This window comes from Oscillospiraceae bacterium, from assembly GCA_015067255.1.
GTDB lineage: Bacteria > Bacillota > Clostridia > Oscillospirales > SIG519 > SIG519.
The window spans coordinates 1-23,797 of sequence record SVMS01000029.1; the positions used below are offsets into that span (position 1 = coordinate 1).

General features: G+C 38.3%; 20 protein-coding genes. 12 read left to right on the forward strand and 8 right to left on the reverse strand.

The annotated features are described in order from the left end of the window. The coding region (locus E7480_07115) for a hypothetical protein (protein MBE6904361.1) at positions 1–743 on the reverse strand (743 nt) is incomplete at its 3' end. 257 nt (positions 744–1,000) lie between these two features. On the opposite strand from E7480_07115, the gene fba reads away from it, so the two are divergent. The 4 genes from fba (at position 1,001) to E7480_07135 (ending at position 3,227) form a co-directional block, all read left to right on the forward strand. Beyond that, a complete protein-coding gene (fba, locus tag E7480_07120) occupies positions 1,001–1,864 on the forward strand; it encodes a class II fructose-1,6-bisphosphate aldolase (GenBank protein ID MBE6904362.1) in 864 nt (287 codons plus the stop codon). 17 nt (positions 1,865–1,881) lie between these two features. Continuing rightward, on the forward strand, positions 1,882–2,559 hold the full coding sequence (locus E7480_07125) for an HAD family hydrolase (protein ID MBE6904363.1): 678 nt from the start codon (positions 1,882–1,884) through the stop codon (positions 2,557–2,559). A 184-nt stretch (positions 2,560–2,743) separates the two neighbouring features. Continuing rightward, the gene (locus tag E7480_07130) at positions 2,744–2,944 is read left to right on the forward strand and encodes a helix-turn-helix transcriptional regulator (protein MBE6904364.1); all 201 of its coding nucleotides are present in this window, start codon (positions 2,744–2,746) and stop codon (positions 2,942–2,944) included. A 40-nt stretch (positions 2,945–2,984) separates the two neighbouring features. After that, positions 2,985–3,227 carry a helix-turn-helix transcriptional regulator gene (locus tag E7480_07135; GenBank protein ID MBE6904365.1) on the forward strand — a complete coding sequence of 81 codons (243 nt, stop codon included), beginning with the start codon at positions 2,985–2,987 and terminating at the stop codon, positions 3,225–3,227. Positions 3,228–3,279: 52 nt separating this feature from the next. On the opposite strand, the gene recO is transcribed toward E7480_07135, so the two are convergent. The 7 genes from recO to E7480_07170 all read right to left on the reverse strand — a co-directional run bounded on the left by recO (position 3,280) and on the right by E7480_07170 (position 11,055). Next, positions 3,280–4,041 carry a DNA repair protein RecO gene (gene recO / locus E7480_07140; protein ID MBE6904366.1) on the reverse strand — a complete coding sequence of 254 codons (762 nt, stop codon included), beginning with the start codon at positions 4,039–4,041 and terminating at the stop codon, positions 3,280–3,282. Between the two features lie 177 nt (positions 4,042–4,218). Continuing rightward, the gene (locus tag E7480_07145; GenBank protein ID MBE6904367.1) at positions 4,219–5,007 is read right to left on the reverse strand and encodes an HAD family hydrolase; all 789 of its coding nucleotides are present in this window, start codon (positions 5,005–5,007) and stop codon (positions 4,219–4,221) included. A gap of 14 nt (positions 5,008–5,021) precedes the next feature. Beyond that, entirely contained in the window at positions 5,022–7,367 is a 2,346-nt protein-coding gene (locus E7480_07150) for an ATP-dependent DNA helicase PcrA (protein MBE6904368.1), read from the reverse strand. 12 nt (positions 7,368–7,379) lie between these two features. Beyond that, the gene (locus E7480_07155) at positions 7,380–8,084 is read right to left on the reverse strand and encodes a TVP38/TMEM64 family protein (protein ID MBE6904369.1); all 705 of its coding nucleotides are present in this window, start codon (positions 8,082–8,084) and stop codon (positions 7,380–7,382) included. A gap of 182 nt (positions 8,085–8,266) precedes the next feature. Next, positions 8,267–8,983 (reverse strand): 16S rRNA pseudouridine(516) synthase, encoded by a 717-nt coding sequence (locus E7480_07160; protein ID MBE6904370.1) that lies wholly within the window; start codon positions 8,981–8,983, stop codon positions 8,267–8,269. A 4-nt stretch (positions 8,984–8,987) separates the two neighbouring features. Continuing rightward, positions 8,988–10,037 carry a M42 family metallopeptidase gene (locus tag E7480_07165; protein ID MBE6904371.1) on the reverse strand — a complete coding sequence of 350 codons (1,050 nt, stop codon included), beginning with the start codon at positions 10,035–10,037 and terminating at the stop codon, positions 8,988–8,990. Further along, entirely contained in the window at positions 10,033–11,055 is a 1,023-nt protein-coding gene (locus E7480_07170) for a M42 family metallopeptidase (GenBank protein ID MBE6904372.1), read from the reverse strand. Before E7480_07170 ends, E7480_07165 begins: the two co-directional genes overlap by 5 nt. Positions 11,056–11,234: 179 nt before the next feature. Here E7480_07170 and E7480_07175 point away from each other — a divergent pair, with 179 nt between their 5' ends. From E7480_07175 to E7480_07210, 8 genes are all read left to right on the forward strand, one after another. Beyond that, on the forward strand, positions 11,235–12,515 hold the full coding sequence (locus E7480_07175; protein MBE6904373.1) for an arsenic transporter: 1,281 nt from the start codon (positions 11,235–11,237) through the stop codon (positions 12,513–12,515). A 23-nt stretch (positions 12,516–12,538) separates the two neighbouring features. Continuing rightward, a complete protein-coding gene (locus E7480_07180; GenBank protein MBE6904374.1) occupies positions 12,539–14,293 on the forward strand; it encodes a Na/Pi cotransporter family protein in 1,755 nt (584 codons plus the stop codon). Positions 14,294–14,425: 132 nt separating this feature from the next. Beyond that, positions 14,426–14,911 carry an Lrp/AsnC family transcriptional regulator gene (locus tag E7480_07185; protein MBE6904375.1) on the forward strand — a complete coding sequence of 162 codons (486 nt, stop codon included), beginning with the start codon at positions 14,426–14,428 and terminating at the stop codon, positions 14,909–14,911. Beyond that, the gene (locus tag E7480_07190; GenBank protein MBE6904376.1) at positions 14,908–16,074 is read left to right on the forward strand and encodes an aminotransferase class I/II-fold pyridoxal phosphate-dependent enzyme; all 1,167 of its coding nucleotides are present in this window, start codon (positions 14,908–14,910) and stop codon (positions 16,072–16,074) included. The genes E7480_07185 and E7480_07190 overlap by 4 nt, the downstream gene beginning before the upstream one ends. Positions 16,075–16,090: 16 nt before the next feature. Further along, complete coding sequence (locus tag E7480_07195) at positions 16,091–16,666, forward strand: LemA family protein (protein ID MBE6904377.1); 576 nt, start codon at positions 16,091–16,093, stop codon at positions 16,664–16,666. Between the two features lie 2 nt (positions 16,667–16,668). After that, complete coding sequence (locus E7480_07200) at positions 16,669–17,403, forward strand: TPM domain-containing protein (GenBank protein ID MBE6904378.1); 735 nt, start codon at positions 16,669–16,671, stop codon at positions 17,401–17,403. Between the two features lie 59 nt (positions 17,404–17,462). Beyond that, the gene (locus tag E7480_07205; protein MBE6904379.1) at positions 17,463–18,314 is read left to right on the forward strand and encodes a thioredoxin reductase; all 852 of its coding nucleotides are present in this window, start codon (positions 17,463–17,465) and stop codon (positions 18,312–18,314) included. A 171-nt stretch (positions 18,315–18,485) separates the two neighbouring features. Beyond that, positions 18,486–23,669 carry a hypothetical protein gene (locus E7480_07210; GenBank protein ID MBE6904380.1) on the forward strand — a complete coding sequence of 1,728 codons (5,184 nt, stop codon included), beginning with the start codon at positions 18,486–18,488 and terminating at the stop codon, positions 23,667–23,669. The last annotated feature ends 128 nt before the right edge of the window (positions 23,670–23,797 follow it).

Consider the following 23,797-nt stretch of genomic DNA (forward strand, 5'->3'; position numbering starts at 1 on the left):
GAGGCATTTGCCTTTCCGTTAATGACAAGAATAGGGCCGAACATAAGAGCATCTCTTATGCCCATATCCATAGCCTTCTGACCTGTAACCAGACCTACAATAAACTTATTATCCTTATCAAAGCCTATAATACTGTATAGCTCGGAAAGTGAGCCCCATAAAAGCTTTGAATTGTGAATTACTATTCCCGAAGGAGTACCGCCTTTTCCTACTCCGCCCGGGTCAGCAAAGGCACCGCCGTTAATTCCTGCTATTGCGCCTGCCGCCTTTACCATTTCCTGTACTCTCTTGCCCTCGTACTCATCACCGAAGGGACCTGAAATACCCAACTCAACACGGGAGGGGTCGTGAATTATCATAAGCTTGCCCTTGTAGGTTTTGCCCTTTATGTCGATTATTTCGATTTTATCCAAATCCTTTGTATCTTCATTGGGCACAACAATAAGAGAAGGGTCAGTAACCTCGTCTGTTTCTTTTAAGGTATTTTCATCTACAATCTGAGCTATAAGCTCATCGGGCAAAAACCATTCTGCAAGAAAACCGCCTGCGCTACTCTCCAGGGCAGACATAACAAAGGTATTTCTCGCTATTGTGGAGGGCCCGAAATGAATGAACATTATTACAGCATAAAGAAAGCCTACTGTAACAATTAAGACAGTAGCCACCACAAGAAGTATTCTTTTTATAATAACAGAAGCCTTCAATAAAACACCTGCTTTTGAATTTTTATTGAATTGTATCACAAAAAGCCCTTAAAGTAAAGGTATTTCGACATTTTTTGGAAAAGACAACAAAAATAAATATCTTTTAAATAAAAGATTTTGCAAATAATAGTTTGCCTTTTTATTTAAAAGAGTGTATAATAAAATAAGTTCGACTTATATATATGTCTTATTCTTTATATTATTCAGAATTTTAAGTCGGATTTTTAAATATCTTATCAGGCTCACGGTAAGAGAAAAAATATAAATTTGTGAGCGGAAAGGCTAATGGACGTAAAATGTTAGTATCTGCAAGTGAAATGTTAAAAAAAGCTAAGGCGGGCAAATATGCCGTAGGTCAGTTTAACATCAACAACTTAGAATGGACAAAGGCTGTTCTTTTAACTGCTCAGGAATGTAATTCCCCTGTTATTCTCGGCGTTTCTGAAGGCGCAGGAAAGTATATGACAGGCTACAAGACAGTTGTAGGAATGGTTAAGGGTATGATGGAGGAACTTAATATAACAGTTCCTGTTGCTATTCACCTTGACCATGGCAGCTTTGAGGGCGCTAAGAAAACTATCGAGGCAGGCTTTACCTCTGTTATGTTTGACGGCTCTCACTATCCGATAGATGAAAATATAGAAAAAACAAAAGAAATTATTAACACTGCTCACGCTCTCGGTATTTCTGTTGAGGCTGAGGTTGGCGCAATCGGCGGCGAAGAGGACGGCGTTGTAGGTAACGGCGAGGTTGCAGACCCTCAGGAATGTAAGAGAATTGCAGACTTAGGCGTAGATATGCTTGCTGCAGGCATCGGAAATATTCACGGAAAATATCCTGAAAACTGGACAGGCCTTAACTTTGATGTTCTTGCTGAAATCCAGAAGCTTACAGGTGAAATGCCCTTAGTTCTTCACGGCGGTACAGGTATCCCTGAGGATATGATTAAAAAGGCTATTTCTCTCGGCGTTTCTAAAATCAATGTTAATACAGAGTGTCAGCTCTCCTTTGCTGCTGCTACAAGAAAATACATTGAAGAGGGCAAGGATTTACAGGGCAAGGGCTTTGATCCCAGAAAGCTTTTATTTCCGGGCTATGAAGCAATTAAAGCTACTGTTAAAGAAAAAATGGAGCTTTTCGGCTCTGTAAACAAAGCGTAAAAATCAAAGGGGCTGTAATGTTACAGTCCCTTTTTAAATGGGGTGTATGTGAATTGAAATATTCTACTGCGATTTTTGACCTTGACGGCACTATTGCCGACAGTAAAAAGGGTATAATCAAGGCTTTTGAGTTAGGTCTTGAGCATTTCGGCATCAAAGAAAACGATAGAGAAAAGCTCAATTTAGTGGTAGGACCGCCTTTGATATACTCATATAAAACCTATTATAATATGTCTGATAATGACGCCCAAAAGGCAGTTGAAATTTTCAGAAGCTATTACCGTACAGAAGGCATTTTACTAACGGAAATTTATGACGGTATGGCAAAAACGCTTGATACCTTATATAAAAATAAAATAAGGCTTGCCGTTGCCACTGCAAAGCCTGAGCCTTTTGCGCTGTCCATTCTCGAAAGATTTGATTTGAAAAAATATTTTGAGCTTATCGTTGCCGCAAGCTTTGATTGCAGCTTTAACGAAAAGGACCAAATTTTAGAGTACACCTTGGATAAGCTTAATTCTAAAGAAAATACAATTATGATAGGCGACCGTGATACCGATATGAAGGCGGCAAAAAAATGTGGCATAGACAGTGCCTACGCTATGTACGGCTGCGGAAGCGAGGAAGAAGCAAAGGAATGCGCTCCAACTTATCTGTTCAATTCCCCCGAAGAATTGATTGGTATTATATTATAAAATCAAGGCGCACTCCGTAAGGTAGTGCGCCTCAGTTATAGACTTTTGCCTTAAAGAAATAAAAATGGTATCAGATATCGCTAATAGCTTTCTTGCAAATGCCGTACTCACTCAGGCTGACATATCTGATACCTTCTATAGTATGCCATTTTTATTTGAATTTGTCAAGAGAGGACGGGGTTATATGATTATCTACGATAAATTATGGGAAACTATGAAAGAAAAAGGCTTTTCAACTTACCGTCTGCGTGAGCAGTGCGGAATTGACTCTAAAACAATCCGCCGATTGCGAGCAAACGAAAATATTGAAACCAAAACTTTAGATAAACTTTGTCAGGTCTTAGATTGCTCTCTCGACCAAATCGCAACCTATATAAAGAATTAAAAGCTGTTACACTGATTTTTATATCAAAGAGGTTTATTTTATGAACATAAAAGAGGCTGTTGAGAAAAGAATTATTGAGCTTTGTAATGAAAGGGATATAGCTGTAAATGCTTTGGCGAATTTATCGGGTGTTTCTCCTTCAACTGTGTATAGTATGCTCAATGAAAAAAGCAAAAATCCCGGTGTTGTATCAATTAAAAAGATTTGCGACGGGCTTGATATAAGCATCAGAGAATTTTTTGACAGCAATTTGTTTGACAACTTAGAGCAAGAAATAAAATAACTTTCTAAAAGCTTAAAAGCTGTTACACCGATTTTTCGGTGCAACAGCTTTTTTAATTAAGTGTTGTATAAAAAAATTCGAGGGATTTTTTGTCGATTTCGGCTTGGGTGGAAAGATATTCCTGCGTAAGCTTATTTAAAGCTTCAATTTCTTTAAAAGGAAGAGAAAAAGAAAAGAGCCTTTTTATATCGCAGGAGCAGATATATTTCATAGCCGATAAAACAGACGGGGTAATTTTGGAAACAGGGCTTAAGGCGCATTTGTCGCAGTAAAGCTCACCGTTTTGAATGTCAAAGCGCAAATTGCCCACAGGGGAGCATTGACAGCTTTCAAGAAGTGGAGTATATCCCAAAAGACAGGCGAAGCGAAGCTCAAAGGCGCTCTTTATAAGAAGGAGCGTGCTTTTTTTATATTCTTCATCTGAAAGTTTATCTTTATCAATACGGCATAATATGTATAAAGTATTTAAAAAAAGGGAAAGAATATCTCCCGACGGCACGTTTTCCTGCGCAAGCGTTGAAAGGGTTTTAGCAAAATAATAGGCAAGACTTAAAATGCTTAAGTCCTCACGGAGTTCATAAAACTGCTCTATTCTTTCTGCGCTTTCAAGGGTAAATCTGTCAGCCTTTTTATATAAATTCATCTGAGAAAAAACAAACATATTGCAAAGGCTTGAAAGAGGATTTTTAAGCTTTTTTACGCCTCTGCCCTTAACCGTTATTTTCCCCATTTCGTCGGTAAGCACCGTGAGAATTTTATCATTCTCACGGTAAGGGGCTTCTCTTATTATTATTCCTTTTACCTTGATATACATCGGTATTCACCTGTTTTTTCTCTTTAAATGCCAGATAATCCGCTATTTTTCCTGTTTTTTCAAATTTATTCCATTCCCGAGTGTTCATCTGTTTTTCTCCCGTATCTGTAAAATCATAATATTAAATTTTACATATACAGGTTTTTTATACTGCTGAAAAATTTGTAAATTGGGGAATTATTTACAATCGCAAATATCTCCTACGCCGTTGAGAACATAGGTGGGCACAAAGGGATATTGGCTTATATCCTGTCTTTGAGTAACACCCGAAAGAACAAGAACTGTATCAAATTCTGATTCAATTCCTGAAATAATATCGGTGTCCATTCTGTCACCTATTATTGCGGTATCCTCTCTCTTACAGCCAAGCATACGAAGTCCTATTCTCATCATAAGGGGATTGGGCTTTCCTACATAGTAAGCCTTTTTGCCTGTAGAAATTTCAATGGGGGATATAAGAGAGCCTGTTGCAGGCACAATTCCCTTTTCGCTGGGGCCTGTGGTATCGGGGTTTGTTCCAACTAATTTTGCGCCTCTTTGAACAAGCAAGGAAGCGTGCTCTATCATTTCATAGTTCATAGCTCTTGTTTCACCCACAACAACATAGTCGGGGTTTACGTTGTTCATAGTAAAGCCTGCCTGATAAAGAGCATTTACAAGTCCGGGCTCACCTATAACATATGCGCTTCCGCCGGGACATTGGCTCTTTAAAAAGTTAGCTGTTGCAAGAGCGCTTGTATAAAAATGCTCCTGACCTACATTAAGTCCCATTCTTGCAAGCTTCTGACAAAGCTCTAAGGGTGAACGCTCACTGGAGTTTGTTAAAAATACATAGCTTTTGTTGTTTTGTTCAAGCCAATTAACAAATTCCTTTGCTCCGGGCAAAATGTTGTTTCCGTGATAGATAACACCGTCCATATCACAAATAAAGCCTTTTTTCTCTCTGAGTTTCTCTATGTTTTGCATAATTCATCTTCCTTTTAATTTATTTTAAGATTAGCAAAGTTTGCCATTATTTTTTTAATTCCCGCCGAAAACTTAATTTCCAGCATAGTGTCATTACCCATAGGTATTACCGATAAAATTTCGCCGTCGCCGAAAACCTTGTGATTTACAGATTGACCTTTGAAATACTGCACCTTTTCAGTCTTTTGAGCAGGCTTTGAAGCGCCCATAGTTGTAAACATAGCCTTTTGAGGCGCAGGTTTAGAAGAAGTAAAGGACTTTTTCTGAATATTGGGTTTATGGGATGCTGTAAAATCAATAAGATGTTTTGGAATTTCATCAATAAAACGTGAGGATACAGGATATTGAGTAGCTCCGTAAAGCATACGCTCTGAGCAGTGCAGTAAGAAAAGCTTTTGCTTTGCTCTTGTAATTCCCACGTAGCAAAGCCTGCGCTCCTCCTCTAAATCCTCAACACTTTCCATAGACATAGCAGAGGGGAAAAGATTTTCCTCCATTCCCGCTATAAATACAACGGGATATTCAAGTCCCTTTGCGCTATGTAATGTCATAAGCGTAACGGCGTTTGCATCGCTGTCAAGATTGTCTATATCCGAAACGAGTGAAATTTCTTCAAGGAAGGAAAACAAGGTCGGATTTTCGCTGTTTTCCATATAATCTCGAATAGAGCTTTTCAATTCCTCGATATTGTCAAGCCTGTCAGTGCTGTTTTCTTTTTGCGCTTCCTGCTCAAGATAACGAAGATATCCCGTTCTTTCAAGCATTTCGTTGTACAGCTCATAAAGGGAAAGCTCCTTTGACAGTTCTATCAATTCTTCTATAATTTCATAAAATGCATAAAGCCTTGTTGATGCTTTTAAAAGCGAGGGGATTTGACGGCTTTCCTTTAAAGTCTCATACAGGGATATTCCGTATTCGTCTGCCGCCTGTCTTAATGCATCAAGGGTTGTAGCTCCGATTTTTCTTGACGGCTCGTTGATAATTCTCAAAAGCCTTAAATCATCCTTAGGATTTGAAATTATAGAAAGGTAGGCAATTACATCCTTTATTTCCTTGCGGTCATAAAACCTTGTTCCGCCGATTACCCTGTTGGGTATTCCCGCATAAGTAAGTGCATCTGAAATAGCTCTGTTCTGAGCATTTGTGCGGTAGAGTACGGCAAAATCATTTAAGCTTCTGCCCTCTCTCACAAGCTCTTTTACTGTGCGTGCTATAAAATAGCCCTCTTCGTTTTGGTTTTCGGCACAGTGTACTGTTATGTTTTCTCCGCCTTCTTTTGCAGTCCAAAGATTTTTACCTTTTCTGCCCTCGTTATTTTTGATAACCTCATTTGCCGCATCTAAAATAGGCTGAGTTGAACGGTAATTTTGCTCAAGCCTTATAACCTCTGCATCCTTAAACTGCTTTTCAAAGGAGAGTATATTCTCTATTGTAGCGCCTCTGAATTTGTAAATACTCTGGTCGTCGTCACCAACTACACATACATTCAGATTATCTCCTGCCAAAAGGCTTACAAGACGGTATTGCAGATTGTTAGTGTCCTGATACTCGTCCACAAGAATATATCTGAACATTCGGTTATATTTTTTCTTAACCTCGGGGAAATCCTTTAAAAGCTCCACCGTTTTCATTATTATATCGTCAAAGTCAAGGGCGTTTGCCTCTTTTAAGCGCTTTTGATAAACCTCGTAAATGTCAGCAACTCTTTTTAGTCTTGGATTGCTTTGAAAGTTATTTTTGAAGGCTTCTGCGCTCATTGAGGAGTTTTTAGCTTTACTTATTACATTGTAGCACGCTTTGGGGGTTACTATGCTTTCGTCAATGTTAAGACTTTTTATAATGTCCTTAAGAAGCTTTACTGTATCGTCAGCATCGTAAATTGTAAAGCTTCTATCATATCCTAAAGCATCTATTTCACGGCGCAAAATACGTACACAGGCAGAGTGGAAGGTTGCTGCCCATATATCCTGACCCTTTTCGCCTAAAAGCTTTTCAAGTCTTTCCTTCAGCTCCTTTGCGGCTTTATTGGTAAAGGTTATGGCAAGCACATTGTAGGGATTTATGGGATTTACAGAAAATATTTCAGCACTTCCCTCGTTATTTTTCAACTGTTCTAAGAGTTCGGGAGTTACAAACTCTGGTATATAATCACTCATATACGCATTACCGTATTTTATAAGATATGCAATTTTATTTACAATAACAGTAGTTTTTCCGCTTCCTGCACCTGCAAGGATAAGAAGCGCTCCGTCGGTACAAAAAACGGCTCTTCTTTGCTCCTCGTTCAAAAAGGAATATTCTTTTTCAAGGTGTCTTTTTCTAAGTCTTAAAAACTCCTGCTTTTCAAGTTCGTTTAACATAAATAAATCCTTCTATTTTTTCTCAATAATTCTTTCCAATAAATCAAGCACTTTTTTTCTGAATATAATGCAAATTATAAAGATAACGGTGGCAACTGCCGCCAAAATAATAAGAGAGATATAATTTCCCGTCCGTACCATTTTGCCCATAGCCATTGAAACAGTAAGAGCAGGAATTCTGCCAAGCATTGAAAGTATAAAAAACTCTCTGGCAGACACAGAGGAAACCCCTGCGGCGTATACAATTAAATCCTTGGGAATTGCCGGAATTAAAAAAAAGACAAAAATTATCAGTCTTGCTCTTTTTTTGTTAAGCTTTTCAGTAAACTGGGCAATTTTTTCTTCTCCGAAAAGCTTTTCGACTGCCGCTTTTCCCATAAAGCGTGAAAAATAAAAGGAAATAATTGTTCCCAAAGTAATTCCTACAAGGGAAAAGAGGGTGCCGAAAATAATGCCGTACATATATCCGCCCGCAAGCTGAACAACCTCTCCCGGAATAACGGAAATAACCACCTGCAAAATCTGAAGCAGAATATAGATAATGAAGCCTGTTGTTTTGTGTTCTTCCAACAGAGCATCAATTCTTTGAGTGTCCTTGAAAAACTCCAGAACATCGGGGAAATACAGCACTGTTATTAAAGGAATAGCAATAATAATTGCTATAAGTGCCGCAAACTTTAAAAAAATAAGAAAATTTTTCCTTTTTTGTCGATTCATGTCTTTTTTTGCTACTTTCGGTAATATTTTGATGTATATACAATCTTTATACAACGATTTTTCTGTGGAAAACCCTGTGGAAAAAGTGGATAACCTTGATTTTATCAGCTTTTCAAAAATTCAATTTATGAATAAAAAAATTTTTTGCTTTTAGAAAATTATTACAAAGAGTATATATAGCTTTACTCCATATTTTCCCTTAATAATTGTTTTTCTTCTTCGGTGAGATACCGACATTCGCCCTCCTGTAAAGCCTCATCAAGACAAAGAGCGCCCATAGCGGTTCTTTTGAGATAAACAACGCTTTTACCCACCGATAAAAACATTCTTTTTATCTGATGGAATTTGCCCTCGCTTATTTTTATAAAGCCTTCACATTCCCCTGTAATTTCAAGCTGTGCGCTTTTACATAAGGTTCCGTCCTCAAGCACTGCGCCATTTTTAAAGGCTTGAATGTCTTCTTTTTCAAGAGGCTTGTCAACACGTACAAAATATGTTTTGAATATGTGCTTTCTGGGGGCGAGTATTTCGTGGGCAAGCTTTCCGTCATCGGTGATAAGCAAAAGTCCGACTGTGTCCTTATCAAGACGTCCTGCAGGGAAAAGTCCCTTTCTTCTCATTTCAGAGGGAATAAGGTCAATAACTGTTTTAGCTTTTTTATCTCTTGCCGCCGAAAGCACACCGGCAGGCTTATTCATCATTATATAAACAAAGCTGCTGTGATTACAGCCCTGTCCGTTTATCTCTATTTTGTCCTTATCCATATCAAAATGCTCTGATGCTTTAATAACAGCCTTACCGTTGACGCTTACCTGACCTGTACGTATTTTGGTCTGGGCTTCGCTGCGGGTAATATTGAGCACGTGGGACACTATTTTATCAAGACGCTGTGTTTTCATATTTTTAAAGGTCCTTTAATTCTTCAGAGTTTAAAAGCTCTTCAAGTAAATTTTGAGTATATTCAATATCCTTTTTTGCAACGCAACAGGAAGAGGTATGGATATTTCGACAGGGAACTGACAGCGCAAGCACCTTACAGCCTCCCGCCGCACTTTGAATTGAGCCTGCATCGTTTCCGCCCAAGGTCATTCTCTTGGTCTGATGCTTTATTCCCTTTTTATCGGCAATTTCACGGGCAAGAGAGGAAAGCTCTACATTGTAAATTGTTGCTCCGTCTGAATTGGAAATTACCGTTCCTTTTCCCAATTCGCAAATTTTCATATGCTCTTCAATTCCCGTAAAATCACAGGCGGTGGTACATTCAACAACAATGGCTACATCGGGGCGCACTGTCTTTGCCGCTATAAAAGCACCTCTTAAGCCTATTTCCTCCATAACGGTAAATGCAAAAACAGTATCATATTTAAGCGGCTTTGAAATAAGGGACATAAGAATATGACAGCCTGCTCTGTCGTCAAGAGCCTTAGCCTTAAGCAAATCGTCCCCAAACTCAATAAAGTCAGACTCGAAAATACAATAATCTCCGGGTGAAACAAGGCTCTCTGCCGCTTTTTTATCCTGCGCACCTATATCTATTCTGAGCTCATTGACGGGAGTAACCTTTTTTCTTTCCTCCGCATTTAAAAGATGTATAGGAGTAAGACCGATACAGCCTCTGACTCTGTTTTTACCTATAAGCACTCGGCTTCCTGGCAAAATACGTTCATCAATTCCGCCCACAGTATCAAATCTTAAAAAGCCGTCGTCGGTAATGCCTGTAATTATAAAGCCGACCTCGTCCATATGGGCGCAAAGCATTATTTTTTTGTCGCCGCCCTCAAGGCCTTTTTTAAAAGCGTATAGGTTTCCCGTGCTGTCTGTCTTAACAGTAATTTGCTGCTCCTTTAAAGCATCGCTTATATATGAACGTACAGCAGACTCATCTCCCGATACGCCTCTTAAATTACATAGGTTATATAAATTATTATTTCCCACAGATACTCTCTCCTTAATTGGTTAGAAATTCCGATAAGAGCGCCGCAGTATATGCTATATCGGCAATATTAAGAGTTTCTACCTGAGTGTGCATATATCTCAGGGGTATTGATAAAAGACCTGCAGGCACTCCTTGCTGTGCCAGAGTAATAGAAGCGCAGTTAGTGCCTGTATTTCCTGCCATAATTTCTTTTTGATAAGGAATTTTTGCTCTTTGAGCAAGCTCTGCAAAGGTGTTGGAAATTTTTGAATTTAAAATAGGCGCATAGCCTATCATAACTCCTTTTCCCATTTCACCCTGCTCTTCAAAATTATCCTTATTTGTTTTTCCAAAGGTTACATCAACGCTTATTGCAATATCAGGGTCAATATTAAAGGCGCCGGTTGCCGCACCGCTCAGGTTTATTTCTTCCTGAGTTGAGAAAAGAAAATTAAGCTCATAGTTTGACCTTTTTCCTCTGAGAATTTCCAGACAGCATAAAAGAGCACATACACCGCTTCTGTTATCCATAGCCTTACCGCAAAAACAGTTTCCGTTTAAGGCTGTTGTATTTGCCCTGTAGGTTACAGGGTCGCCTACCTTTACAAGCTTTTTAAGCTTTTGAGCATCATAGCCTGTAAAGATAATAAGCTCGTTAAATTCGGGAAGCTTGTTTCTGTCCTCTTTTGAAAGCATATGAACAGGAGGCACCGCTACTACGCCGAAAACCTCATTCAAGCCGTGAATAATAACCTCACTTGCCAAAAGAGTTCTTAAATCAACACCCTTTGCGCCCACAAAGACTTCTCCGTTATCGCTGATTTTAGTAACATACATACTTATTTCGTCATAATGGGCATCTACTAAAATTTTTCTTGCCTTGGGGTTGTAGGATGGGATTTTTGCAATTACATTTCCCGAAGCATCTATTGAAATTTTATCCGTATATCTTTTTAGATACTGCACTATAACATTTGCCGCCGCACCCTCACGTCCCGAAGGTCCGTAGCAAAGAGTAAGCGCATTTAAAAGCTCTTTTAAATATTGAGTCACGATCTTTAAGCCTCCTTATTTTATCTATTTTATCATATAAACCCTTTAATATCAACATACTTTTTAATTCTTTTGAGTCTTTATTTTTAAAAAGAATATGATATAATATCAATTAAGTATAAATAAAGGAAGGTAATTTTTTGCTTATCGCACTTATCATTTTTGCACTTACATATATTCTGATGCTTTCCTTCCAGAAATACCGTCCGCATATAGCCTTAATCTCAGCTCTTATCTATATTATTTTAGGCTGCTGCGGTATGTATAATATGGGTATTGCATCGGCTTTTGGGGCAATAGATTTCAATGTGCTTTTGATGATAGGCGGAACTATGGGTATAGTAACTCTTTTTATAGAGAGCAAAATGCCTGCCCGTCTTGCAGAAATGCTTATATCAAAGGTTCCGAATGTAAAATGGGCAGTAACAGTGCTTGCGCTTTTTGCAGGAGTTATAAGCGCCTTTGTAGACAATGTTGCAACTGTGCTTATGGTCGCTCCCATAGGTCTTGCAATATCTAAAAAGCTTAATATTTCACCTGTATCCGTATTGATTGCTATTGCTGTTTCCTCAAATTTGCAAGGTGCGGCTACTCTGGTAGGAGATACTACGAGTATTTTGCTCGGCGGCTTTGCTGATATGAATTTTCTTGAATTCTTCTTTATGCACGGCAAATTCGGAATTTTCTGGGGTGTTGAGTTAGGTGCTTTGGCATCAATTTTCGTTCTTTTGTTTTTATTTCGAAAGCAAAAGGAAAAAATATCGGCAGAGGTGGAAACAGAGGTAGAGGACTATTTCCCCTCAGTGCTTATGATTGGCACTGTTGTTTTACTTATTTGTGCTTCCTTTTTACCCGCACCTACAAGCAACAGTATTCTTATTACCATTTATAATCTTCGTGCAGGTCTTATTTGTCTTGCTCTTTGTATTATCGGAGTTATCCGTGCTTGCCTTAAAAGCAAGAAAGCAGAGCCGTTTATTCAGGTTATTAAGGACTTGGATAAGGACACTCTTTTGTTACTGTTAGGCTTATTTATAATTATTGAAGGCATTACTGCAGCGGGTGTAATAGATGCCGCCGCTGACCTTTTCTATAAGATTGCAGGAAATAATCCTTTTGTTTTATATACGCTTATTGTATTCGTATCGGTTATTTTATCTGCCTTTATAGATAATATTCCTTACGTTGCAACTATGCTTCCCGTTATTCAGTCTATTGCGGCGCTTATGAATTCGGGCGCAGGAGCTGAGCCCTATGTTTTCTATTTCGGTCTTCTTATAGGTGCAACCTTGGGCGGAAATCTTACTCCCATCGGTGCTTCCGCAAATATTGCGGCAATCGGTATCTTGCGTAAAAACGGCTATACGGTTAAAACAAGTGATTTTCTTAAAATCGGTGTTCCCTTTACCATCGCAGCAGTGCTTACAGGCTATATCTACATATGGCTTGTTTGGGGGCTTTAATTTAATTATAAAAGGAGAAAAATATGGATTTATTTGACGTACTATCCCTTATCGGCGGTCTTTGTCTGTTCTTGTTCGGTATGAACGTAATGGGCGACTCGTTGGAAAAATCAGCAGGCGACGGGCTTAAATCACTTTTAAGCAAGCTGACAACGGGAAGAATGGCAGGCTTTTTCACAGGTCTTTGTGTAACCTCTGTTATTCAGTCATCTTCTGCAACAACCGTTATGGTTGTAGGCTTTGTAAACTCGGGAGTTATGTCCTTGCGTCAGGCTATCAACGTAATTATGGGCGCAAACGTCGGAACAACTGTTACCGCTTGGCTTCTCAGCCTTTCGGGTATTGAGGGAGACTCTCTTATTGTTCAGCTTTTCAAGCCTACTTCTTTCACCCCCATATTAGCTTTAATAGGAACCTTGCTTTATATGGGCTCAAAAAGCCATAAAAAGAAAGATATCGGTATGATTCTTTTGGGCTTTGCAACGCTAATGTGCGGAATGGATATTATGTCAAGTGCTGTTTCGGGTCTTAAGGATGTTCCCGAATTCAGAAATATTCTGACTATGTTCTCAAACCCCATTTTCGGAGTTCTTGCAGGTGCGATTGTTACAGGTATTATTCAATCCTCCTCTGCTTCTGTCGGAATTTTGCAGGCGCTTTCTTCAACAGGTCAGATAACTATAGGCGCTTCTATTCCGATTATTATGGGTCAGAATATAGGTACTTGTGTAACTGCTCTTCTCTCCTCAGTGGGAACAAACCGCAACGCACGCCGTACCTCAGTTGTCCACCTCTCCTTTAACATTATAGGTACAGTTGTAATTTTAACTGTTTACTGTACGCTTAATGCGATTTTGAATTTATCATTTGTAAATCTTTCTGCCAACCAATTCTCAATAGCAGTAACACATACAGTTTTCAATGTAGTTTGTACAGCTCTTATGCTTCCTGCCAGCGCACTTTTAGAAAAGCTTTCATATAAAGTTATTCCTGAGCCTGCAGGCAATGAAAACGAGGAAGAAAAGGTTGAAATTGACCAACGTCTTATGGCAACTCCTGCAATTGCTATTGAGCGTTGCCGTGTGCTTACCGAGAAAATGGCGCACATTACTCAAAAAGGACTTACTAAAGCCATCAATTTGCTTGATAAATATGACGTAGATGAGGCTACAAAGGTTCGTTCTTATGAAAAAAATGCAGACACCTATGAGGATACTTTAATATCCTACCTTGTTAAGCTTAATACCTTCCCCATGAGCGATAAGGACTCCAATGAGTCAAGTAAGCTTTTGTTTGTAATAGGAGATTTTGAGCGTATTTCCGACCATTCTGTAAATCTTTTGGAGTCTGTTGAGGAAATCAGAAACAAAGAAGTTCCCTTTAGTGAACAAGCTAAAAAAGAGCTGTCTGTTTTAACTCAGGCAGTTTCTGAAATTGTTGATTTGGCAGTTAATGCCTTTAACAATAACGACCTTGATGCCGCAGCTAAAATTGAGCCCTTGGAGCAGGTTATTGACTCCCTGAAGGAACAGCTTCGTACTCAGCATATATCACGCTTGCAAAAATATGAATGTTCCATTGAAGCAGGCTTTGTATGGGCTGATTTGCTTACAAACTTAGAAAGAATTGCAGACCACTGTTCAAATATCGCAGGCTGTATTATAGAAATGGCTCACGATAGTATGGACGTTCACGAATATTTGAACAAAATTAAAGCTACAAGCCCTGAATTTGCAAAAATGCAGCAGCTTTACAGCCAAAAATACAGCATTAACTAAGCATAAAAGGGACCGTAAAAAACAAAATTTTACGGTCTCTTTTTAGTTATTGATATTTTGAAGAAAATGTTGTATAATTGATATAATACCTGAAGAAAGGAAGCCGAATTAAATTCGGCGAGGTAATTTCAAATGATTAAAAAGAAAATTTTATCGTTGCTTGAGAAAAACGGAAGACTTACTCCTGCAGAAATAGGAGTTATGGTCGGAATAAATGAACAAGAAGCGGCGGCATATATAGCTGAAATGGAAGCGGACAAGGTAATTGTCGGCTATTCGGCATTGATAGATTGGGACAAGGCAGATAAATCTTCAGTTCATGCGCTTATTGAAATAAAGGTTATTCCGCAAAAAAGCCAAGGCTTTGATTCGGTTGCAAAAACTATTTGCAAATTCGAAGAGGTTAAAAATCTCTATCTTATGAGCGGCGGCTTTGACCTTGCTGTTATGGTTGAGGGCAAAAGCCTTAGAGATGTTGCTATGTTTGTTTCTGAAAGACTTTCTTTTATTGACGGTGTAACGGCAACAGCTACTCATTTCGTGCTCAAAAAATATAAGGATAGCGGAGTCTTCTTCGGGGCAGAAGATGCTGACGAAAGAGGATGTTTGGGAATATGATAGATTATAATAAGCTTTTATCTAAAAAAATACAGCAGGTAAAGCCTTCGGGTATCCGCCGTTTTTTTGATATTGCAGAGGAGCTTTCCGATTGTGTTTCTTTGGGTGTCGGTGAGCCTGATTTTGTTACGCCGTGGCATATACGCCGTGCAGGAATCCGTTCTCTTGAAGAGGGACATACTCACTATACGTCAAACTGGGGACTTATGTCCTTGCGTGAGGCAATATCGGAATATCTTAAGCGCCGTTTTGATATGACTTACTGCGCTAAAAACGAAATCGTTGTTACAGTCGGCGGCAGTGAAGCTATTGATATGTGCATCCGTGCCGTTGTAGACAATGGGGATGAGGTGCTTATTCCCGAGCCTTCTTTTGTGTGCTACAGCCCCATAACAAGTCTTTCAGGCGGTGTTCCCGTAGCTCTTCCCACCTATGAGAAGGACAATTTTAAGCTTACTGCTGAAACACTCAAAAAGGCTATTACCGAAAAGACCAAGCTTCTTGTGCTTCCTTTTCCCAACAACCCTACAGGTGCTGTTATGGAAAAAGAGGATTTGGAAAAAATAGCAGAGGTTATAAGGGACAAGGATATTTTAGTGCTGTCCGATGAAATTTATGCAGAGCTTACCTATAAGGGTAAGCATACGTCAATTTCCTGTATTGAAGGAATGTGGGAAAAGACTATAGTTGTAAGCGGCTTTTCAAAAGCTTTTGCTATGACAGGCTGGCGTTTGGGATATGCCTGCGGTCCTCGGGAAATAATAGAACAGATGACAAAGGCGCATCAATACGCAATTATGAGTGCGCCCACAACAGCTCAGTATGCTGCCATTGAAGCTATGAGAAACAGCGATGACGACATAGAGTATATGAAAAATGAATATGATATGAGAAGACGCTATCTTGTAAATGCTCTTCGTCAGATAGGAATGGATTGCTTTGAGCCCTTGGGAGCTTTTTATGTTTTCCCGTCAATCAAAAAGTTCGGACTGAGCAGTGAAGAATTTTGTGAAAGACTTATCCGTCAGGAAAGATGCGCAGTTATACCCGGCAACGCTTTCGGAGAATTGGGCGAAGGCTTTGTAAGACTTTCATATGCTTATTCATTGGAAAACTTAAAAAAAGCTGTTGAAAGAATAGAAAAATTTATAAAAACACTTTAAAAGGAGTTTTTGAAAAATGAAAAAATTATCAGGTGGAATTATCGCTTTAATAGTGGTGGGAGTAATTCTTCTTATCGCTGTAATTTCTGGAGTTTCTGCATATAACGGATTGGTTGAGCTTGAAGAGGGAATAAAGAGCAAAAGCTCTCAGATAGATAATCAGCTTCAAAGAAGAGCAGACCTTATTCCTAACCTTGTTTCAACAGTAAAAGGATATACAACCCACGAAACAGAGGCTATTGAAGCGGTTACCTCTGCAAGAGCAAAGCTTACGGGCGCTTCTGACACAGAGGACAGATTAGAGGCAAATGACGAGCTTTCAACAGCTTTGTCAAGACTTTTGGTTATTGTAGAAAATTATCCTGAGCTTAAGGCTGACACTCAGTTTACAGCTTTAACAGACGAGCTTTCGGGAACAGAAAGCCGTATTGCCACAGCAAGAAAAGACTACAATGACGCTGTTGAAAAATATAACAGAAAAATCCGTACCTTCCCTGCAAATATTTTCTCGGGACTTTTCGGATTTGAAAAAGCTGAATATTTTGAAGCTGACGAAGGCGCTTCAAAGGTGCCGGAAGTAAATTTTGATTGATTATGAGAAAAATAGCTGTATTTGCGCTTGTTGTAATGCTTTTCAGTATAAGCTGTTTTGCACAGCCGGCGGCAACAAGCGAGTTCTTTGTAAATGATTTTGCAGATGTATTAAATGAAGAAACAGAAAATCAAATTCTTGCCATAGGCGCTCAGCTTCAAAAGGATACTACTGCACAGCTTGTGGCAGTTACTGTTGACACAACTGACGGGCAGGAAATCAATGAATATACTCTCAACTTAGGTCGTAAGTGGGGAGTGGGACAAGAGGATAAAAATAACGGTGTCGTTCTTTTGGTTGCCGTAGAGGACAGAGAAATAAGCATACAGGTAGGCTACGGTCTTGAAGGCAGACTTAATGACTCTAAGGTCGGACGTATTCTTGATAATTATGCTGTTCCTTATTTGAAGGATAATAATTTTTCTGAAGGATTGGAAAATGCTTACAAGGCTTTGACATCAGAAATATACGCAGAATACGATATTGAAATGCCCGAAAATTTTGACTTACCTGAGGCTTTGCCCGAAGAAGATGAAGATATAGATATACTATCTGTTATAATTTTTATAATTGTACTGTTAGTGATATTTTCTGGCGGTAGATTTTTACCCTTTTTCCATTTTGGAGGATTTCACGGCGGCGGCTTCGGCGGAGGCTTTAGAGGCGGAAGCTCGGGCGGCGGTTTCAGAGGAGGCGGCGGAAGCTTTGGCGGAGGCGGCGCTTCCAGAGGATTTTAAATATAAAAAAGCTGTTCGCAGTATTGTCGGACAGCTTTATTTAAAAAGAGGGCAAATTAATGTCAAATATAGTTATTATAGGCTCAGGACCTGCAGGAGTTTCTGCAGCCTTATACACATCACGTGCAAATATTGATACTCTTGTTATTTCAAACGAAAGCTCTGCCTTATTGAAGGCTGAAAAAATCGAAAATTATTACGGCTTTGAAGAAGCAATTTCGGGTAAAGAATTGCACGACAACGCCATAGAGGGCGCAAAAAAAGCAGGCGCACGCTTTGTAAAGGAAGAGGTTGTGGGCATAGGCTTTGAAGAAAGATTATGCGTTTATACCGATAAAAATAAATACTCGGCAGACAGCGTTATAATAGCGACAGGCGCTTCAAGAAAAGCACCTTTAATAAAAGGAATTGCCGAATTTGAGGGCAGAGGCGTAAGCTACTGCGCCGTTTGTGATGCTTTCTTTTACAGGGGCAAAAATGTTGCCGTTATAGGTAACTCAAGCTATGCGCTTCACGAGGCAAAGGAGCTTTTGCCCGTTGTAAATTCAGTAGTTTTGCTGACAGACGGTAAGCCTCTTGAGGTAGAAACAGATATCGAAACAATTAATACAAAAATTTCGGAAATTATAGGAAACGAAACAGTAAACGGCGTTTTATTTGAAGATAACAGTAAAATAGAAATTGACGGTCTTTTTGTAGCAATAGGCGTTGCGGGAAGCACCGAGCTTGCCAAAAAAATAGGAATTTTAACTGAAAAAGGCAAAATAGTTGTCGATGAAAATATGGCAACAAATGTCCCCGGAATTTTCTCTGCAGGGGACTGCAACGGAGGACTTTTACAGATATCAAAGGCAGTCAGCGAGGGCGCCGTTGCAGGTACACAAGCAATAAAATATATCCGCGGAAAATAGCGTGTTATCTTTAACAGATAACACGCAGCGATATAAATCCCGTAAGGAATTTATATCATATCGCATCGGAGCAAAGTGACGATATATCGCACGAGCAAAGCGAGTATATCGCGTTTGCAGAGCAAACATATCGCCTAACTATCATTATAATAAACATTGAAGGTGTAAAAAATGAAAAAAGCATTGTTTCGTATTTGTGCTATATTGTTAACAATTACTATTCTGATTACTACAGCACCTATGTCAGCGTTGGCATTATCAGCAAAAGAGCAAGAAGACTTTTATCGCGTTAACACGTGGTGGCAGGATGAGTATAACAAACAATACATAGATTGGCTACTTGAATCCGATAATTTTATGTATCACTTAGATGTATCTACAGGTAATATAATCTATGGTAGCCTGAATTTAGACCCAAAGCAGCGTAAAGATAATTTCGTTGAGATTTTAACTTCATTTATCGGATTATCATACGATGAAATTCGGGAGCAAAGTGCCGCCGAAGCATTTAGTGATATTTCTGTAGAATTTTTAGACGGTTTTAAAGAATTTTTAGAGGACACAAAACTATATACCGTTGATCAATTCAAGTATATAGAAAAAGCAATAAATGAGACATCCAATTATTATCTAAACTATTATTATGGTATTAATACCGATATGGGAGAATATGGGTATCAGGCTATATATGAAAGAATACAAAGTGCATTTGATAATAATGTTCAAGACTTTGATTGGTCCGATCATAAAGATGAAACTCTGCAAGAATTTTATAATTTTGTAGATTCTTCCGAATGGCATAAAAAGCTTTCAAACGTATCAGATATTTTCAGTGCTGTTGGTGAAACTATACAATTATCAAAAGATGGATTCGCTCTGATCGGGGAACTTGAGTCATATAACAAAACCGATGAGAAATTAGTTGAATTGTTAAAGTATATTAGAGCAAAAACAACCGACAGTGCACTTAGAGCAGCCTGCGATGAAATTATCGCAAGATTTGGGAATAGTTATACGATCAATATTATACAGGGAATTTTACAAATTGCCGGTGATAAAACATTAGAGTGGACTTTTGATAATGTGAAAGATTTAATTTATTCGCATTGTGGTATTTATGCACTTTTTGCAAAAATTGGTATTACTGCAGGGAATGTTGTATCTGACCTGTGGTTTAACACAACAGAGACAAAGCAGCAAATGCAAACGATTTACTGTTTGGATCATATTTCTGAACTTTTGGTGCCTATGATCCAAAGTGAGTTGCAGGATTTATATTCTTATAATGGAGCGTCAGATTTTGCTGCAGCTTATGCTGCTGATGCTATTTATCATATGAGCGTGTTGATAGAACTGCGAAAGAAAGGAGAAGAAAATTACTATAAACTTAAGGACAGCGTTTACGGTTCAAGTATAATTGAAGCCTGTAAAACTTTGGGTTGGGGTAGCTTTGCTGATGACGAACAAATTATAGAAGCGTGGTATTCTGAATTTACATATGTTATCGAAGCTGTAAGAGAAAGCCTCTATAAGATGATTCCAGCTTATCATTATTACAAAAAGCCAGAGCCTGTCGAGTTTGAAAAAGAAGGCTCGCGATTAATTTCTTATAACGGTAATTCTGTAAATGTATACATTCCAAAGGATGTATATTGCAATACGATTGATTCGTATGCTTTTAACCGCAATGAAACAATTGAAAGTGTCAATATTCCGTATACTATTAAAACGATCAACACAAATGCTTTTTATAATTGTACAAACTTAAAAAGTGTTACAATCAATTTTACAGAAGCAGTTATTGCAGATGAAGCATTTGTAAATTGCCATAAAAATTTTACGATCTATGGCTATAATAATTCCACTGCACAAGCATATGCTGTCGCTAACGATATTAACTTCGTATCTCTTGACAGTGAATATGAAAATGCAAAGGATTATGTAGATTCTGATTTCGTCATTGAAGATGGGGTGTTGGTAGACTATCTTGGTGATGGTGGAGATGTGTATATACCATATGGTGTTACTGAAATAGCCTCATATGCATTTAATTGTACTTATAGTAATATTTATTCCATAATAATTCCCGATACAGTCAACAAAATCAACGAATATGCATTCGAGTGTTGGGGATATACTACGGAGTTATCTAAATTGGTCATTGGTTCTGGAGTATCGGAAATTGTAATGCCTATTTGTGATTCAGTTAATTTTTCAGAGGTAGTTGTTGATGTTGGGAATAAAACATATTATTCAGAGGATGGTGTACTTTTTGATAGGAATAATAAGGAATTAGTGTACTATCCTAGCGGAAAACCATATGAGGAGGTATATCAGATACCGGAAGGTATTTCTAGTGTAAACAAATATGCATTTTATCAGTATTATGGTCAAATCAGTATTTACGAGTTGTATATACCAGAGAGTGTAACAGAATTTAATGATGCATTTTCTTGGATTAAAATTGATACTTTAGCAAATATTCGTGTTTCTGAAAACAATCCAATATATAGTTCTTATCAAGGAATTTTGTACGATAAGCAATTAGAAGAATTGCTATTCGTACCTCAAAACATTTCTGGAGACATAGTAATACCAGATAGCGTTACTAAATTTAGAAGCAAAAATGTCTTTGATTGGTGTCACAATCTAAAAAGCCTTACAATTGGTAATGGGCTTAAAAATATGCCCAGTTTGTTTGACTGCCAAAATCTTGAATATATTGTTATTGGCAAAAGTATTGAGAATTATCCTTATAATGTGTTTGGACAATGCTATAGTTTGAAAACGGTAGTTTTAAATGCCGAGAATACAAAAAATGCGGTTTGTCCTCCTTATGTAGAAAAACTTATAGTAGGTAAGAATGTGTCATATTTTTATGCGGACCATTATAATTTGGATGATCTTGCCCAAATAGAGTTTAACAACCCGGAAATGGTTATCTATGGAAAAAATATTTTTAGTGATACATCGTACTACTGGACTCCGTCAAATTGGGATAATGGTGCATTGTATATAGGCACACATTTGATTAAAGTACGTGAAGCACTAAAAGATTATGTTGTGAAAGATGGGACGACTGTAATTTGTGATGGTGCAACTTCTAACTTGTTTAGCATAGGTGTGCCTAAAAGTGTACAATACATTGGAGAGTGGTGTTTTGATTACCTTATTCATATCTTTTATGAAGGCGCAGAATTGGCATGGAAAAATATTACTATTGCTGAGAACAATGGCTTTTATGTAACTAAACATTATGGAGCGCTATATGGAATGCAAGCGCCGCAAGTAATGGAGCCTACATGCTTGGAATCGGGAGTTACGCTCAGAAAATGTAGTATTTGTGAGAAGGAGTATGAATATGATTTTGAGGCAGCGCTAGGACACCTTGTGTCAGAAGAGTGGATTGAGAAGCAGAAACTTACTTGTACAACGGATGGAATTAAAGTAAAGATTTGTCAGCGATGCAATGAGATTGTTGAAGAACAGAAAACAAAGCATGTTGGTCATAGTTATGAATCACATACTGTATTACCTTCGTGTGAGGGAAAGGGCTATACAATGCACATATGCTCTGTATGTCAGGATCAGTATAGCGATAATTATATTGATGAGATGGGTCATAGGTGGCACATTGAACAAATTGAACCGTCAAGTTGTACGGAGAATGGAGAAATAAAATATACTTGCTCAGTATGTGATAATACCTATTCGGAAATTGTTTTGGCAACGCATAACTGGTCTACAGAATGGACAGTGGATGTACAGGAAACTTGTACAACTACTGGCAGCAAGTCGCACCATTGTATTAGCTGCGAAGAAAAAACAGATATAACAGTAATCCCGGCTACACATATATGGTCTGACGAGTGGACTGTTGATATTGAGCCTACCGAAACAAGTGAAGGCAGTCAATCTCGGCATTGTACTCGTTGCGACGCAAAGACTGATGTAACAATCATACCGATGCTGACTACTGAGACTCCTGCTGAGAATTTTACTTATCGGATTAGAGACGGTAAGGTTACAATTAGCGGGTATAATGGAACTTCTCCAACAATGAATATACCTGCCTATATTGAAGGTTACCCCGTAACTATTATTTCTTCATTTGCGTTTTATAACAATACAACCATAACAAGAGCAACCTTACCATATACCATTACGGATATGGAAGACTATGCATTTTATAATTGTTCTAATTTATCAGAGATAACTTTAGGAAGCGGATTGACGAAAATACCTCAAAACGCTTTTTCGGATTGTGGCAAATTGATAATTGTTAATTTACCGGAAACCATTATCACTATAAGTGACTATGCTTTTTATAATTGTGAGTCACTGACGGAAATCAATGTTCCAAATACGATCTCAACTATTGGCGCCAATGCATTTTACGGTACAGCTTGGTTTGATGGATTATCTGACGATTGTTTGATAATGGGCGATGGAATCTTGATGAAATTCCAAAATGAGTTTGGCGATGATATCATAATTCCGGAGGGTGTAAAATCGGTATACGGCGATTTTACCGGAGGAGCGTTTGAGACGTCCTATGTAGGCATTGTCTATATACCGAGCACTCTGACAAATTGGAGTCAAAGTGCTTTGGGACTAGAGGCACTATCCTTTGTGGTGGACGAAAATAATCCGTTCTTGTGCACTGTGGATGGCGTGCTTTACAGTTCGGATATGACACGATTGAAAGCGGTACCCTCTCGAAAAAACGGCTCTATCCGTTTACCAGAAACAGTACGGTATATTGAATCGAGTGCTTTTGCTTGGTCCTATTTAGATGAAGCTGTGTTGAATGATGGACTGTTAGAAATCGGAGATAATGCATTCTATTTTGCAAATGTGAAAATCAATATACCGAATACAGTAACAACAATTGGCGAAAATGCGTTTTCTTATAATAAAGCAATAACCGAAATTGTCATTCCATCCGGCGTAAATGAACTCGAAGATTGGACTTTCTCGGGTTGTTCGTCTTTGAAAAAAATTACACTTCCTGAGAACTTGACAAAAATTGGCTCGTATACATTTTCTGACTGCACTGCACTGACTGATGTATACTATGCAGGCGAGCAAAGTCAGTGGAATTCAATTAGTATTGATTACGGTAATGAAGATTTAACAAATGCAAATATTCACTATAATCAAATAGAAAACGAAGCTGTTACAGGAGATGCTAACGGTGACGGAGAAATGAATGTTCTTGACCTTATAGCAATTAAAAATAACTTATTAGGAACAACAGCTTCCGATATGTCAGCGGATTTAAATAAAGACTCAGAAATTTCTATTGTGGATTTACTTATGCTGAAAGATTTAATTTTTAAACAGAAGATATAATGATGAATTGTCAAACTAAGTGCAACACTTTTTAATGCAATCGTCAAATAAATCCAAAGGTTTTTGATAATGTAAAACTTTTTTAGGCCTGGAGTTAATCAACTCCAGGTTCTTTTTTAATGTTGTAG